12 protein-coding genes are annotated in these 15,588 nt (G+C 37.5%); all 12 read left to right on the plus strand.

Annotated features, from left to right (window positions below; all coding sequences use genetic code 11):
* Positions 1-21 precede the first annotated feature (21 nt).
* The 12 genes from icmF (at position 22) to CS937_RS15520 (ending at position 15,485) form a co-directional block, all read left to right on the plus strand.
* Positions 22-3,264: a fused isobutyryl-CoA mutase/GTPase IcmF gene (gene icmF / locus CS937_RS15465; RefSeq protein WP_099160085.1), complete on the plus strand. Its 3,243-nt coding sequence runs from the start codon at positions 22-24 to the stop codon at positions 3,262-3,264.
* A gap of 223 nt (positions 3,265-3,487) precedes the next feature.
* The gene (gene rpoE, locus CS937_RS15470; protein WP_099159373.1) at positions 3,488-4,021 is read left to right on the plus strand and encodes a DNA-directed RNA polymerase subunit delta; all 534 of its coding nucleotides are present in this window, start codon (positions 3,488-3,490) and stop codon (positions 4,019-4,021) included.
* Between the two features lie 231 nt (positions 4,022-4,252).
* Complete coding sequence (locus CS937_RS15475; RefSeq protein ID WP_099159374.1) at positions 4,253-5,851, plus strand: CTP synthase; 1,599 nt, start codon at positions 4,253-4,255, stop codon at positions 5,849-5,851.
* Between the two features lie 327 nt (positions 5,852-6,178).
* The gene (locus CS937_RS15480) at positions 6,179-6,538 is read left to right on the plus strand and encodes a response regulator (RefSeq protein WP_099159375.1); all 360 of its coding nucleotides are present in this window, start codon (positions 6,179-6,181) and stop codon (positions 6,536-6,538) included.
* A gap of 198 nt (positions 6,539-6,736) precedes the next feature.
* Complete coding sequence (locus CS937_RS15485) at positions 6,737-7,597, plus strand: class II fructose-bisphosphate aldolase (RefSeq protein WP_099159376.1); 861 nt, start codon at positions 6,737-6,739, stop codon at positions 7,595-7,597.
* Positions 7,598-7,718: 121 nt separating this feature from the next.
* A complete protein-coding gene (fsa, locus tag CS937_RS15490) occupies positions 7,719-8,360 on the plus strand; it encodes a fructose-6-phosphate aldolase (protein ID WP_099159377.1) in 642 nt (213 codons plus the stop codon).
* Positions 8,361-8,679: 319 nt separating this feature from the next.
* On the plus strand, positions 8,680-9,966 hold the full coding sequence (locus CS937_RS15495; protein WP_099159378.1) for a UDP-N-acetylglucosamine 1-carboxyvinyltransferase: 1,287 nt from the start codon (positions 8,680-8,682) through the stop codon (positions 9,964-9,966).
* Between the two features lie 206 nt (positions 9,967-10,172).
* Positions 10,173-11,141 carry a class II fructose-bisphosphatase gene (glpX, locus tag CS937_RS15500; protein WP_099159379.1) on the plus strand — a complete coding sequence of 323 codons (969 nt, stop codon included), beginning with the start codon at positions 10,173-10,175 and terminating at the stop codon, positions 11,139-11,141.
* Between the two features lie 528 nt (positions 11,142-11,669).
* Positions 11,670-12,953 (plus strand): transcription termination factor Rho, encoded by a 1,284-nt coding sequence (rho, locus tag CS937_RS15505; protein ID WP_099159380.1) that lies wholly within the window; start codon positions 11,670-11,672, stop codon positions 12,951-12,953.
* 166 nt (positions 12,954-13,119) lie between these two features.
* Positions 13,120-13,365 (plus strand): type B 50S ribosomal protein L31, encoded by a 246-nt coding sequence (locus CS937_RS15510; RefSeq protein ID WP_099159381.1) that lies wholly within the window; start codon positions 13,120-13,122, stop codon positions 13,363-13,365.
* Between the two features lie 282 nt (positions 13,366-13,647).
* Positions 13,648-14,268 (plus strand): thymidine kinase, encoded by a 621-nt coding sequence (locus tag CS937_RS15515; RefSeq protein ID WP_099159382.1) that lies wholly within the window; start codon positions 13,648-13,650, stop codon positions 14,266-14,268.
* Positions 14,269-14,528: 260 nt separating this feature from the next.
* Positions 14,529-15,485, plus strand: coding sequence for a nuclease-related domain-containing protein (locus CS937_RS15520; RefSeq protein ID WP_099159383.1), 957 nt, complete (start codon positions 14,529-14,531; stop codon positions 15,483-15,485).
* Positions 15,486-15,588: the final 103 nt, after the last annotated feature.

The raw sequence follows: 15,588 nt of genomic DNA on the forward strand, positions 1-15,588 counted from the left end.
ATAGATAGGAGGAGCTTGATGATGGAACAAGTACATGTTTATAAACCAACACATCCAGTTCGTTTTGTAACAGCATCAAGTTTATTTGATGGTCATGATGCATCAATCAATATCATGCGTCGTATTTTACAATCAAGTGGAGCTGAAGTTATTCATTTAGGTCACAACCGTTCAGTGGAAGAAGTCGTACATGCGGCAATTCAAGAAGATGCCCAGGGGATTGCAATATCTTCCTACCAAGGAGGGCATGTAGAATATTTTAAGTATATGGTTGATTTATTAAAAGAACTAGGCGCAGGACACATAAAAGTATATGGCGGCGGCGGGGGTGTTATTATCCCACGCGAAATTAAAGAGCTTCATGCATATGGAGTATCACATATTTTTTCACCGGAAGATGGACGAGGAATGGGTCTTCAAGGGATGATCAATCTAATGCTTGAGGAATGTGATTACGTTCCACAGCTTGATGTGAACAAAGATTGGGAAAAATTGGTTCATGGTGATCGTCAAGCAATCGCCCGATTTATTACGTACATGGAGAATAATGAAGTTGATAACGATGAGAAACAAAACATGTTGGAATCGTTAAAAGCTCAAGGGAATCAAAATACGCCTGTTTTAGGGATTACTGGAACTGGTGGTGCTGGGAAAAGTTCATTAACCGATGAATTAATCCGCCGCTTCATCAATGAGATTGCCGATAAAAAAATTGCAATAATTTCAATTGACCCAACGAAAAAGAAAACAGGTGGCGCCCTACTTGGCGACCGTATTCGCATGAATGCCATATTTACCGATCGTGTTTATATGCGTTCACTCGCAACACGCGATTCAAGAAGTGAGCTGTCAAAGGCAATTCAAGACGTAATTGATGTAGTAAGAGCTTCTGGTTACGATTTCGTTATTGTCGAAACAAGCGGTATCGGCCAAGGAGATGCTGCGATTACCGATATTACTGATTTGTCGATGTATGTTATGACAGCGGAGTTCGGTGCGCCGTCACAACTTGAAAAAATTGATATGATCGATTTTGCCGATTTTATCGTAATTAATAAGTTTGAACAAAAAGGATCTGAGGACGCATTAAATCAGGTTAGAAAGCAATACGAGCGCAGTCATATGCTTTTCCATCAGGATAAAACAAAATTCCCTGTGTTTGGGACAATTGCAAGCCAGTTTAATGATGAAGGTACAAACGCATTGTTCGCTTCTATCATCGATACGTTAAATGAAAAATATAATTGGAGTGATGAAATCGGCTTTGAACGTAACATTATTGCAGAAAAGCAAAACATGATCATTACGAATGAGCGTCGTCATTATTTACGTGAAATCGCGACACATGTACGTAATTATCATCAAAACGCCGAAAAGCAAAGTCAAATCGCTCGAAAGCTTTATCAACTTGAAGGAGCAAAACAAACGTTTGAAGACGATACCGTGATTCGCACAATTGATGAGAAGATTGAATCGTATCAAGAACAGCTACACCCAGCGTCAAAAAAACTTCTTATTTCCTGGGATGAAACAAAAGAAAAATATAGTCAGGAAACAATGACATTTTCTGTTCGTGATAAAGAAATTGAAATGGACATTGTTACGGAATCGCTTGCAGGGTTAAAAATACCGAAAGTTGCTTTTCCTAAATATGCTGATTGGGGAGAGCGATTAAGCTGGTTACTGAAAGAAAATGTTCCAGGCGCATTTCCATTTACTGCGGGTGTTTTCCCGTTCAAACGTAAAGGGGAAGACCCTACACGTCAATTTGCTGGAGAAGGTACGCCAGAACGTACAAACCGCCGTTTTCATTATCTGTCAAAAGATGATGATGCTAAGCGTCTATCTACGGCATTTGACTCTGTTACATTATACGGAGAAGACCCAGCTCAACGACCAGATATTTATGGGAAAGTCGGCGAAAGCGGCGTAAGTATTTGTACACTTGAAGACATGAAAAAGCTATATGATGGCTTTGATTTAACCGATCCGAAAACATCTGTATCAATGACAATAAATGGACCGGCGCCAATTATTCTTGCGATGTTTTTCAATACAGCAATCGATCAGCAAATCACAAAATTTAAGGAAGAAAACAATCGTGAGCCAAATGATGTTGAATATGAAAAATTAAAAGATGATACATTAGCAGTTGTCCGTGGTACCGTACAAGCGGATATTTTAAAAGAAGACCAGGGGCAAAATACGTGTATTTTTTCAACTGAATTTGCGTTAAGAATGATGGGGGATATTCAACAATACTTTATTGACAAACGTGTGCGAAATTATTATTCTGTTTCGATTTCTGGCTATCATATAGCAGAAGCAGGAGCCAACCCAATAACACAGCTTGCCTTTACGTTGGCAAACGGATTCACGTATGTCGAGTACTATTTAAGCCGAGGGATGGATATTAATAAATTTGCACCAAATTTATCTTTCTTTTTCTCAAATGGACTGGACCCAGAGTATACCGTTATTGGTCGTGTTGCACGTCGGATTTGGGCGGTTACAATGCGAGATAAATACGGTGCAAACGAGCGAAGTCAGAAATTGAAGTATCATATTCAAACGTCTGGGCGCTCATTGCATGCGCAAGAAATTGATTTTAATGACATTCGTACAACATTACAGGCGCTTATTGCGATTCAAGATAACTGTAATTCATTGCATACAAACTCGTACGATGAAGCAATCACAACACCAACTGAAGAATCAGTAAGACGTGCAATGGCGATTCAAATGATCATTAATAAAGAATTTGGATTAACGAAAAATGAAAACTCCATGCAAGGCTCATTCATTGTAGAAGAATTGACTGACCTTGTGGAAGAAGCGGTGTTACAAGAGTTTGAAAAAATGAACGATCGTGGTGGTGTACTTGGTGCGATGGAACGTCAATACCAGCGTGGAAAAATCCAAGAAGAATCTCTATATTATGAAGGTAAAAAGCATTCCGGTGAACTACCGATTGTTGGTGTAAACACGTATCTAAGTCCGAATCCACCTTCTGAGGAACAAATTGATTCAATGGAACTTGCACGAGCATCTAAGGAAGAAAAAGAGCATCAAATTAGCGAATTACACAAATTCCAAAAAGTAAATGAAGAACATGTTGATGAAGCGCTAGCGAGATTAAAAGAGGTTGCTGCTGGCGGTGGAAATATTTTTGTTGAACTAATGGAAACGGTTAAAGTAGCAAGTCTAGGACAAATTACGAATGCATTGTATGAAGTCGGTGGCCAATATCGTAGAAACATGTAAATAGGAGCTGAAAAAATACGTACAATTAAAAGTTGAGAAAACAGTAGTCTTTTCTCAACTTTTTTATATTTTTTGCTAGCATATTCATCCTAGATTTGTTTATAATGTATGGTATGGTTTACAATGAAGTCTGTTAATAATAGTACTTATAGAAATAGTTATAAAAAAATATAATAGTAGGCGAAAAAAGCCTTAAATTTACAAGTAAAGGGAGTGCGTTACCGTGAGCTTGAATAACTATAGCCACGAGGAAATCTCAAAAATGTCAATGATTGATTTGGCAAATTTAATTTTATTGGAAGAAAAAAAGGCTCTTAATTTTAAAGATATTTATGAAAAAATTGCCGAGCTAAAAGGATTCACAGAGGAAGAAAAGCATGATAATATTGGACAGTTTTACACTGATTTAAATATTAATGGTCATTTTATGACAACTGGTTCAAACATGTGGGGCTTAAAACGTTGGTATCCTGTAGAGCAAATTGATGAAGAATTGACCGCTGCACCTAAGAAGAAAAAGGCTGCGAAAAAGAAAAAGGCACCGAAAAAAGAAGAAAAATTTGAGCCTGAGGAAGAAGAACTTGATGTTGTCGATGATATTGAAGTGTTAACAGATAATTTTAAAGACGATGACGATGATGACGATTTCGATGATGATTTTGACGATGACTTAGACGATCTAGACGATGATGAGTCATATGATGTCGAAGATGAAGACTATGATGACGATGAAGAAGAGGATGACGACAATAAGTAGTCTGTGGTGGTCTTGACTTTTCAATCGTAAATGAGTACAATTTTTATTGGGCTCTTTAAATTTATAATTAACAAAGCGTTCCCCCTATTAGTGGGGGAGCGCTTTTCTTTTTTTATATGTATACAGAGCATGATCTCACGTTTAAATAAAAGCAGATTTACACAGATTAAAGGGTAATTATCGCTTTTAAAAAATACATTTTATTTTATAGAGAAGAAAGAGGGATGGGTAGTGACAAAGTATATTTTTGTAACAGGCGGGGTAGTTTCGTCATTGGGAAAAGGGATTACAGCAGCATCGCTTGGAAGATTATTAAAAAATCGTGGTCTTAAAGTAACTATTCAAAAATTTGATCCATATATAAATGTTGACCCGGGAACAATGAGTCCTTACCAGCATGGAGAAGTTTTTGTAACGGAAGATGGCGCGGAAACAGACTTGGATTTAGGGCACTATGAGCGTTTTACCGATATTAACCTAAATAAATATAGCAACATAACAACAGGTAAAGTATATTCAAGTGTTATTAAAAAAGAACGTCGTGGTGATTATTTAGGTGGTACAGTCCAAGTTATTCCACACATTACGAACGAGATTAAGGAACAAGTATTTCGTGCTGGACAAGCAACAAAAGCAGATGTTGTCATCACTGAAATTGGTGGGACAGTAGGTGATATCGAATCATTACCATTCCTCGAGGCAATTCGCCAAATTAAAAGCGATATCGGCCGCGACCATGTAATGTATATTCATTGCACACTTGTACCATACATTAAGGCTGCTGGTGAAATGAAAACCAAACCGACACAACATAGTGTAAAAGAATTACGTTCGCTAGGTATTCAACCAGATGCTATCGTTTTACGAACAGAGTTACCAATTAGTAAGGACATGAAAGAAAAAATAGCATTATTCTGTGATATAAATGAGCAAGCAGTTATCGAAATGCGTGATGCTGATACGCTTTATCAAGTTCCAATTTCTCTTCAGGAACAAAATTTGGATCAGTTAACATGCAATCATTTTGGCTTAGACTGCAAGCCCGCAGATATGGATGAATGGAGAACATTGGTTTCGAAAGTAAGAAATTTATCCAATACTGTTAAAATCGGTCTTGTTGGAAAATACGTCGAATTACCTGACGCATATATTTCCGTTGTCGAATCGTTGAAGCATGCTGGATTTGATTATGATACAGATATCGACATCCATTGGATCAATGCGGAAAAATTAGACAAGGAAACAATAAAACAGGAGCTTGAACAAGTCGATGGAATTTTAGTACCCGGTGGATTTGGGGACCGCGGTATTGAAGGGAAAATTGAAGCAATTCGCTTTGCACGTGAACACAATATACCATTTTTCGGAATCTGCCTAGGTATGCAGCTTGCTACGGTTGAATTTGCTCGAAATGTAATGGGGTTAAAAGGCGCTCATTCAGCTGAAATAGATCCAAAAACGCCATATCCAATTATTGATTTATTACCAGAACAAAAAAATATCTCGGATCTAGGTGGTACATTAAGGCTTGGTATTTATCCATGTAAATTAAAAGATGGCACAAAAACACAGGCTGCGTATGGTGAAGAACTAGTTTACGAACGTCATCGCCATCGTTATGAATTTAACAATGATTTCCGTGAGCAAATGGCGGAGAGCGGTCTAACATTTTCAGGTACAAGCCCTGATGGACGGTTGGTGGAAACAATTGAAATCAATGCACATCCTTGGTTTGTGGCTTGTCAATTCCATCCAGAATTCAAATCACGTCCAACTAATCCTCAGAAGCTATTTGCTGGGTTTGTCGGCGCCGCGGTAAAAAATAAATAATAGCAACTATTTGGGACTTGTTTCTAATCTAGGAACGGTCCCTATTTTATTACTATTACTGAAAAAACGCCATTAAGTGCTAAATTCACTTTGGTAGCAGATAAACACGAAATTTATCGGTTAAAAGTATAAATTAGCCATTTAATTCAGTATAAAGTCTCAAATTCGGTTTATTTTTGAGAATTGTTCTCTAAAAAGAAGGAATTTTAAAGTTATCTGTAGAATTTGTTACATTACAGAAGGTGTTCTTAGGAGTTCCCTATTTAAATAGACTGCAAATGGTTGATAAGGTAGTTCAAGAAACGGATAAGGAGAAGGTTGTATTCTATGAAAAAAGAGATATTAGTTGTTGATGATCAACCTGGAATACGATTACTATTACATGAAATTTTCACTAGTGAAGGCTACCAGGTGACAACAGCAAAAACAGGTAAAGAAGCATTGGAAAAAATACATAACAATCCATTCGATTTAATTATGCTTGATTACAAATTACCAGTTATTGACGGTTCTCAAGTATTAGATCAAATGGAACAAGAAAAAATTATCATTCCAGCTATATTAATGAGTGGCTTAGCAGAGGAGATTATACGAGAGAAGGTTAATTTTAGCCTAGTAAAGGAGATTCTTGCTAAACCCTTTAATATCCTGGACGTATGTGCATTAGTAAAGAAGCTTTTAAAGTAAATGAAAGATAGTTATTTATCAACAAAGCAAGCTACGTCCTGCTCCAATACCCAGAGGCTTCTCATACCTCCCTACAATAAGTTAACACCGACTCGTTACGCTTTAGTTCTTGCGACTTGGTCAACTAGTTGGTATTCTTATACTGTAGCTAAATTAATTTAGACAGATGAACGGGTTCATCTAAGAGGAGGATTTGTAATGCCATTAGTATCAATGAAAGAAATGCTTGAAAAAGGGAAAGAAAATGGCTATGCAGTTGGACAATTCAATTTAAATAATATGGAATATGCTCAAGCGATACTCCAAGCAGCTGAAGAGGAAAAGTCACCAGTAATTCTTGGTGTTTCAGAAGGCGCTGGAAGATATATGGGTGGATTTAAAGTTGTTGTAGCAATGGTGAAAGCTTTAATGGAAGAATACGGTATAACTGTGCCGGTTGCAATCCATTTGGACCATGGCTCAAGCTTTGAAAAATGTGCACAAGCAATTCAAGCAGGATTTACTTCTGTTATGATAGATGCATCTCATGATCCATTGGAAGAAAATATTGCATTAACTAAAAAAGTTGTTGAGTTAGCTCACATTCATGGTGTATCTGTCGAGGCAGAACTTGGTACTGTTGGTGGACAAGAGGATGACGTTATTGCAGATGGCGTAATTTACGCAGATCCAAAAGAATGTTTAGAACTTGTAAATCAAACAGGGATTGATTGTTTAGCTCCAGCACTTGGTTCCGTTCATGGACCATACAAAGGAGAACCAAACCTAGGTTTCTCCGAAATGGAAGAAATTTCAAAAACAATTGAACTTCCTTTAGTACTTCATGGAGGAACGGGAATTCCTACGAAGGATATTCAACGTTCGATTTCTTTAGGTACAGCAAAAATCAATGTAAATACGGAAAATCAAATTGCACAAGCGGAAAAAGTTCGCGAAGTATTGAATGAAAAACCAGATGTATATGATCCAAGAAAATATTTAGGACCAAGCCGTGATGCGATTAAAGAAACAGTAATTGGTAAAATGCGCGAGTTTGGTTCATCTAAACAAGAAGCATAAAAAAAATAACTATGAAGATATAAGAAGTTGGCATAAGAAATCGGCTGTATAACTGATTTTTGTTATTCCGACTTCTATTATTAACTTTTGAAAATATATGTAGAGAGGAGAGTTTTTTTCTATGAAATTTTTTATTGATACCGCCAATATTGATGAAATCCGTTCAGCAAACGCACTTGGTGTCTTGGCTGGTGTAACGACGAACCCAAGCCTAATTGCTAAGGAAGGTGTTTCCTTTCATGATCGTTTAGCCGAAATCACGGAGGAAGTTTCAAGTTCTGTTAGTGCGGAGGTTATTGCAGAAGATTCTGAAGGAATGATTAAAGAAGGTAAAGAACTTGCGGCAATTGCACCGAATATTACGGTTAAAGTTCCAATGACTCTTGAAGGTTTAAAAGCTGTAAAAGCATTCAGTGAACTAAATATTAAAACAAATGTAACGTTAATTTTTAATGCGAACCAAGCATTGTTGGCGGCTCGTGCGGGTGCAACATATGTATCTCCGTTTATAGGTCGTTTGGATGACATTGGGCAAGATGGGATGACATTAGTTTCAACCATTGCTAAAATATTTGACCGACATGGTATTCAATCAGAAATCATTGCTGCATCTATTAGACATCCACTACATGTAATCGATGCGGCACTAAACGGTGCACATATTGCAACAATTCCGTATAAAGTACTAGAACAATTAGTAAAACATCCATTAACAGATCAAGGAATTGAAAAATTCCTTACTGACTGGAACAATAATAAATAAATTCCTTGCATGAAATTGGAAAAATTGTGCAAGATAAAAACAAAAGCGGAAGCGACTGGTTAGAAACAGACTTATAAGCAAGGAACCGAACACTGCTTGTTTTTTACACTTGAAATGTTCTTTGCTTATGACGGCAGCTTCTCTAGGAACCGGAGCTTGCCGAACAAAAGTGAAGGCGCCTGTTCAGCAGTGGAAGCATTAAATGCTGGGGCTGAACAGTGTAGTTATCAACTGCGCGCTGCTTTTATATTTTCTAGACAATCATAGATGTGTGTTCAAAATTTGTTTTTGAGCAACCTCAAAAAGCGAGGTTTTCCAAATGCAGAAAATGTTAGTAGAAGGCGGTCGGCTTTTAAATGGTAAAGTACGAATCAGCGGGGCAAAGAATAGCGCCGTTGCATTATTACCCGCCGCAATATTAGCTGATTCAGATGTAACCATTGAAGGATTACCAGAAATCTCTGATGTTTATACACTTGGTGGTTTACTCGAAGAAATAGGTGGAACAGTATCATGGGATGGACAAACGGTACATATCGATCCTGAACATATGATTTCCATGCCTTTACCAAATGGAAAAGTTAAAAAACTGCGAGCATCCTATTATTTTATGGGAGCAATGCTAGGCAAGTTTAATCAGGCCGTTATTGGTCTTCCAGGTGGTTGCCATTTAGGTCCACGTCCAATTGATCAGCATATTAAAGGGTTTGAAGCACTAGGTGCCCAAGTAACGAATGAGCAAGGTGCAATCTATATCCGAGCAAAAGAGCTTACTGGTGCAAGGATTTATTTGGATGTTGTTAGTGTGGGTGCAACAATTAATATTATGCTTGCGGCAGTGAAAGCAAAAGGTAAAACAGTTATCGAAAACGCTGCAAAAGAACCTGAAATTATTGATGTTGCAACATTATTAACAAATATGGGTGCTAAAATTAAAGGTGTGGGAACCGACGTTATTCGAATTGAAGGTGTTCCATCTCTACATGGTTGTCGGCATACGATTATTCCTGACCGCATTGAGGCAGGAACTTATGCAATTGCTGCAGCGGCTGCTGGAAATGAAGTCGTAATTGATAACGTTATTCCACAACATTTAGAGTCCCTTCTTGCAAAATTACGAGAAATGGGTGTAACTGTACAGGAAAGTGATGAACAGTTATTGATTGTACCAAAAAAACCGTTGAAAAGTGTCGATATTAAGACATTAGTATATCCAGGATTTCCAACAGACCTACAACAACCTTTTACAACATTGCTAACCAAAGCTGTTAATACAGGTGTCGTAACAGATACAATTTATTCTGCCCGATTAAAGCATATTGACGAATTAAGACGAATGAATGCTATAATAAAAGTTGAGGGTGGATCAGCTATTGTTTCAGGACCTGTTCAATTAGAGGGAGCAAAAGTAAAGGCATCTGATTTACGTGCCGGTGCGGCTCTTATTATAGCTGGATTAATGGCAAATGGAATCACGGAGATTACTGGCTTAGAACATATTGATCGGGGTTATGAAAAAATCACCGATAAACTAATTGGCCTTGGAGCAAATATTTGGCGCGAAGAAATGACAGAGAAAGAAATCGAGCAATTTCAAAATTCATAACCTGATATAAATAGAGGCGGAAAAACCGCTACGCTTTTCATACATTAGTATGTGCGGGCAAAATACATGTAAGACAAGTAATAGACATTTCGAGGATCATTAAAAATGCTCACAGGTCTATTACTTATGTTTTTGGTAGGCAAGCCCGCAATGTTTTAGCTATCCATGGGGTGAGGTAATTTCCAACTTAAAAGGAGAGAGATACCATGGAGAGAAGTTTAACAATGGAATTAGTTCGTGTAACAGAGGCGGCAGCACTTAAGTCAGCCCGTTGGATGGGAAGAGGTAAGAAGGACGAAGCTGATGATGCAGCAACATCTGCTATGCGTGATGTTTTTGATACAATCCCCATGCAAGGTACTGTAGTTATTGGAGAAGGCGAAATGGATGAGGCGCCAATGCTATATATTGGTGAAGAGCTTGGTACAGGCACTGGGCCAGAAGTAGATGTAGCTGTTGACCCACTAGAAGGAACAAATATTGTGGCTCAAGGTACATGGAACGCTTTGGCGGTTATTGCTATCGCTGACCATAAGACACTATTACATGCACCAGACATGTATATGCAAAAGCTTGCTGTAGGACCAGAGGCTGTTGGTAAAGTAGATATTAATGCATCAACACTTGAAAACCTACAAGCAGTAGCAAAAGCTAAAAACAAAGATATTGAGGACGTTGTTGCAGTCTTGTTAGATCGCCCACGTCACGCAAAAATCATTGAAGAAATTCGTGAGGCTGGAGCGAGAATTAAATTAATTCGTGATGGTGACGTTGCTGCAGCGATGAACACTGCGTTTGACGATACAGGTGTTGACATTCTCTTTGGGATTGGTGGCGCACCAGAAGGCGTATTATCGGCAGTAGCATTAAAGTGCCTCGGTGGCGAACTACAAGGCAAACTTATCCCATCCAATGATGAGGAAAGAGAACGTTGTAAAAAAATGGGTATAGACGATTTTGACAAGGTATTGTACATGGATGACTTCTGCGGTGGTGATGATGCTATTTTCGCTGCAACAGGTGTAACAGATGGTGAATTATTAAAAGGTGTCCAATTTAAAGGTTCAAAAGCAACAACACAAACAGTTGTAATGCGTGCGAAAAGTGGAACAGTCCGTTTTATTGACGGTGATCACAGCTTAAAGAAAAAGCCTAACCTCGTAATAAAACCTTAATAATAATCAATGGGAAGTGCTAAAGCGCCTTATTCAATGGCGTATGTGCTGACTGACTTGTGTGAGATAAAGGCAAGCCAAAGATGCTTTTCTTTTAAGCTTGACTTATCGAAAACTTAGGTTGGGGAAGCATACTAGGCGCTGTAGTTGACCTAGACAAAATAGAAGGAAGCCATGCAACTATGGCTTCCTTCTCTATTAAAATAATAGAATCCTAGAAAAAATAGAGTTGAATAATGTCACTGAAACAGGTAATATTGTAGATGTTTAATAAAAGTAAAGAATGGTTAATATAATTACATAAACAAACTTCTATTCTAGCTTCCTAAATTTTCTTCATTTCTTCAAAGGATCTACCTCCAATATAAGAAGTGAAAACGCAGGCAAAATAACGATATTGTTCATACAGAAAAGTGAGCAATATACTCCAAATCAGAAAATAAACTAATCAATGAAACTTTTAATAAAATAAATTTAATCATATCTTTGAATTAAAGATGTAAAAAAAGAATAGGCGTGGTGAATGAAATGGCTGCATTAACAATTTCTCACTTAGAGACACTTACATTAAAAGAAATTTATGCATTGGCAAAAGAATATAAAGTATCCTACTATGCGAAGCTTACAAAACGTGAACTTATTTTTGCTATTCTAAAAGCTCAGGCAGAAAAAGATGGGTATCTATTTATGGATGGAATTCTGGAAATTATTCCATCTGAAGGATTCGGATTTCTAAGACCGATTAATTACTCACCAAGTGCAGAAGATATTTACATTTCTGCATCACAAATTCGTCGTTTTGATTTGCGGAATGGTGACAAGGTTTCCGGAAAGGTACGTCCTCCAAAAGAAAATGAACGCTATTATGGCTTATTACATGTAGATGCAGTCAACGGAGATGATCCTGAGACAGCGAAAGAACGTGTCCACTTTCCAGCATTAACGGCACTATATCCAGATCGTTTAATGAATTTAGAAAAAGAAGGTTCTAAAAATCTTTCTACACGAATCATCGATTTAATGACTCCGGTGGGTTTTGGACAACGTGGTTTAATTGTTGCACCACCAAAAGCCGGTAAGACAATGCTTTTAACGGAAATCGCAAACAGCATTTCTGCCAATCATCCTGATGCAAAACTAATTATATTGTTAGTGGATGAGCGACCTGAGGAAGTTACCGATATTGAAAGATCTGTACATCCGGATGTTGATGTTGTAAGTTCAACATTTGATGAAGTTCCTGAAAGTCATATTAAGGTTTCAGAGCTCGTACTTGAACGTGCAATGCGCCTGGTTGAACATAAACGCGATGTTATCGTATTAATGGATAGTATTACACGTCTTGCACGTGCATATAACCTAGTAATTCCTCCAAGTGGAAGAACATTATCAGGTGGTATTGATCCAGCTGCATTCCATCGACCAAAGCGCTTTTTCGGAGCTGCGCGTAACATTGAAGAAGGAGGTAGTTTTACCATTCTGGCGACTGCATTGGTTGATACGGGATCACGTATGGACGATGTGATTTATGAGGAATTTAAAGGTACAGGTAACATGGAATTACACTTAGACCGTAGTCTTGCAGAACGAAGAATTTTCCCAGCAATCGATATTCTACGTTCTGGTACCCGAAAAGAAGAATTACTTGTTCCAAAAACACATCTTGATAAAATCTGGGCAATTCGTAAAACAATGCAGGATTCGCACGATTTTCTTGATCGCTTTTTGAAACGATTAAAAGCATCGAAAAATAACGAGGAATTTTTTCAGCAGATGGATGAGGACATGAAACGCCGAGGAACGAAAAGATAATTGGGCGTATAGTTATGGTAGTGGAAAATAACCTTATGCTATTGCATTCATCTGTATGCACTGGTATAATCTCTTTATGTGAGTTTAGATAAGGTATATTACCCTATGACGGCTCTTACAATAACTCTGTTTCTAAAGGATTCAGGGCAAAAAGGAGTGGAAAGACATGAAAAAGGAAATTCATCCAGAATACAGAAAAGTTGTATTTCTTGATACAAGCTCAGACTTCAAATTCTTGAGTGGATCAACAAAAAACTCTGAAGAAACTATCGAGTGGGAAGATGGCAACACATATCCGTTAATCCGTGTTGAAATCTCATCTGATTCACACCCATTCTACACAGGTAAACAAAAAGCTGACAAAGTTGGCGGCCGTGTAGATCGATTCAAGAAGAAATATAATATGAAATAGGAAGCGGCGTGTGCTTGTTTAGCGGCGAAATGCGTAAGTAGGAGACCGTAGAGCACATGGTTTTGGTGCTCGGAGTGTCTACTGCTTACGTCACGAGCCGCTAGCACATGGAGCTAGACTGAATAAAAAGTGGAGTCGACCTAATTGCTCCTAAATTAGAAAAAACAGGCAAATTGTCTATACGTTGCCTGTTTTTTTACTTTTAAATTTAGCTATATTATGCCGAAATAAATGTTAAACTAGTATACATACAGTACAAACTGTGAAGGGAGTGGCCCGTTAATGTATGTTATGAAACAAAGTGGCTGGGTGGAAGTTATTTGCGGTAGCATGTTTTCTGGGAAATCAGAGGAGCTTATCCGTCGAGTCCGCCGGGCAACATACGGAAATTTAACAGTGCGTGTATTTAAACCAGCAATTGATAATAGATATGATGATGAATCTGTTGTTTCTCACAACGGCTCATCAACAGTAGCCCGCCCTGTAAGCAGTTCAGACGAAATTTTAGAACACATTGATGCCAATGTAGATATAATTGGAATTGACGAGGTACAATTTTTTGATAAGAATATCGTTGAAGTTGCAGATGAACTTGCTAACCAAGGAATTCGCGTAATCATCGCAGGTCTTGATACAGATTTCCGTGGAGAGCCGTTTGGACCAATGCCAAAACTAATGGCGCTAAGTGAATCTGTTACAAAATTAAACGCAATTTGTCCAGTTTGTGGATCGCCAGCAAGTCGGACACAACGTTTAATTGACGGGAAGCCTGCATCATATGATGATCCAATTATTTTGGTTGGTGCATCTGAGTCATATGAACCGAGGTGCCGTCATCACCATGAAGTTCCAAATAAACCAAGCAACAAAATATTGCAAAGCTTGGCTAAGATATCAAAATAGAGAGAGCGCCTTACTTCAATTGGAGTGTGGCGCTCTTTTTGTTTTTGGGGTATGGATGATTAAAACTAAACAAACAGCATTAAGAACGAATACTAGACATTAAACACTGAACAAATCGAATAGAGACTGACCCACCCCAATTTTAATTTTTCAAAATTGAAATATACATAAATAAACGAGCTAATCCTTTTCAAAGGATAAAGGAGCAAGACCGTAGAATGTATAGGAGGTACTATTGTTTATAGGAGTGTGATAAAGTTATGATTTTAAAACAACACGGAAATACTATGACACAATTTCGATTAGAAGCCCTTGATAGGAGGTTGTCACCGTTACATCCAATGAAGAATGTTGTACAGAGAGATTATAAAAACATGAAAAGTGGAGTACGGGGTGAAAGGGAGGTGGACTACCCATTAAGTTTTTTGGATGTAGAGAAATACCTTATATTGCACAATTTACGACTACGTGATAAACAAGGGTTTTTCCAAATAGATACCTTAATTTTGAGTGAAAGTTTTTTTCTTTTATTGGAAGTAAAGAATTGGTATGGAACTTTACTTTTTGATGAGAATGGACAAGTAATCCGTATTGGTGATGATTATGTAGAAGAAGGTTTTCCGAACCCAGTTCCTCAGGCAAAAATGCAATTGCATCGTCTTCATAAATGGCTTCAAAATCACGATATATTTACAATTCCACTTGAATTATTGGTAGTAATTAGCTTCCTAAGCACCATTATAAAGTCTACATCCCCAACAACTAATTTCATCCCCAAAGAGGTTATTCATAATAATCAACTATTTTTTACGTTTGAAGAATTAGGCAGAAAATATTCAACTTCACTATTGAAAATAGGGCAGCTTAGGAATCTGGCAGAACGATTAATGAAAGTGCATACACCCCCATCAAAGGATATATTGGTTAAATATAATGTTTCCAAGGACGAATTAATAAAAGGCGTATTTTGTCCAAAGTGTTTTGCATTACCAATGATTAGGAAAAAAAGGCAATGGTTTTGTACGAATTGTAGTCATAAGTCAGTAGATGCACATTTAGCTGCACTTAATGATTATAAAATGTTGATTGGGAATAACATATCGAATCAAGAGACAAGGGAATTTTTACAGCTAACATCACCAAATGTTGCGAAATGGTTACTGCAAAAAAACTTTAAATTTGTTGGAAATACAAAAGCTAGAGTTTATGAAATATAAGATGCTGAAGTATCTAGCTAGTTTAAGATAATGCTGAATTAACAATGTTAAACGCTGAATAATGATGCTGAATGCTGAAATATTCAAGTTACTGCTGAATAAT

It is taken from the genome of Virgibacillus ndiopensis (assembly GCF_900187325.1).
GTDB lineage: Bacteria > Bacillota > Bacilli > Bacillales > Amphibacillaceae > Virgibacillus_E > Virgibacillus_E ndiopensis.

What these genes read in the sequence shown, in the direction of transcription:
- CS937_RS15480 (WP_099159375.1), top strand. Translation starts at nt 6,179, where the DNA reads ATGAAAAAAGAGATATTAGTTGTTGATGATCAACCTGGAATACGATTA.
- CS937_RS15485 (WP_099159376.1), top strand. Translation starts at nt 6,737, where the DNA reads ATGCCATTAGTATCAATGAAAGAAATGCTTGAAAAAGGGAAAGAAAAT.
- CS937_RS15495 (WP_099159378.1), top strand. Translation starts at nt 8,680, where the DNA reads ATGCAGAAAATGTTAGTAGAAGGCGGTCGGCTTTTAAATGGTAAAGTA.
- rho (WP_099159380.1), top strand. Translation starts at nt 11,670, where the DNA reads ATGGCTGCATTAACAATTTCTCACTTAGAGACACTTACATTAAAAGAA.
- CS937_RS15520 (WP_099159383.1), top strand. Translation starts at nt 14,529, where the DNA reads ATGATTTTAAAACAACACGGAAATACTATGACACAATTTCGATTAGAA.
- fsa (WP_099159377.1), top strand. Translation starts at nt 7,719, where the DNA reads ATGAAATTTTTTATTGATACCGCCAATATTGATGAAATCCGTTCAGCA.
- CS937_RS15515 (WP_099159382.1), top strand. Translation starts at nt 13,648, where the DNA reads ATGTATGTTATGAAACAAAGTGGCTGGGTGGAAGTTATTTGCGGTAGC.
- glpX (WP_099159379.1), top strand. Translation starts at nt 10,173, where the DNA reads ATGGAGAGAAGTTTAACAATGGAATTAGTTCGTGTAACAGAGGCGGCA.
- icmF (WP_099160085.1), top strand. Translation starts at nt 22, where the DNA reads ATGGAACAAGTACATGTTTATAAACCAACACATCCAGTTCGTTTTGTA.
- CS937_RS15510 (WP_099159381.1), top strand. Translation starts at nt 13,120, where the DNA reads ATGAAAAAGGAAATTCATCCAGAATACAGAAAAGTTGTATTTCTTGAT.